Below are 513 nucleotides of genomic sequence, written 5' to 3' on the forward strand. Positions count from 1 at the left end.
GACCGCGCGGCGCCGGCTCACCCACCCGCCGGCGCAGGAGCACGCGGCGGCGCTCGTCGCCGTCGCGACCGTCGCCGGGCACCGCTTCGACGACCTCGTGTCCGGCTGAGCCGCCGTCAGCGCGAGCGCAGCGCCAGGTAGAGGTCGACGCGGTCGGCGAACGACGACGGGTCGCGCCCGGTCAGCTCCGCCACCCGGCCGATCCGGTACCGGACGGTGTTGACGTGCAGGTGCAGCCGGGCCGCGGTCCGGTTCCACGACCCGGACTCGTCGAGGAAGACCCCCAGGGTCTCCAGCAGCCCGGTGCCCGACCGCGCGTCGTGGGCGAGCACCGGGCCGAGGACCTGGGCGGCGAAGCCGCGCCGCACGTCGTCGGGGACCCCGGCCAGCAGCGCGACGTGCGAGGTGATCTCCCCGGCCCGCACCGAGGTCACCGGGCCGGACCGGGCCGCCGCCAGCCCCGCGGCGTGCCCGGCCTCGGCGAGTGCACCGGACAGCGCGTCCGCCGCCGAC

1 protein-coding gene is annotated in these 513 nt (G+C 78.4%); it reads right to left on the reverse strand.

What is annotated here, in order from left to right; genetic code table 11:
* Positions 1 to 116 precede the first annotated feature (116 nt).
* Positions 117 to 513, reverse strand: a 397-nt coding sequence (locus GTW08_RS16385; protein ID WP_202417250.1) for a PucR family transcriptional regulator, incomplete at its 5' end; no start/stop codon positions are given.

Origin of the sequence: Pseudonocardia sp. SID8383, from assembly GCF_009864975.1 — a bacterium.
Lineage (GTDB): Bacteria > Actinomycetota > Actinomycetes > Mycobacteriales > Pseudonocardiaceae > Pseudonocardia > Pseudonocardia alni.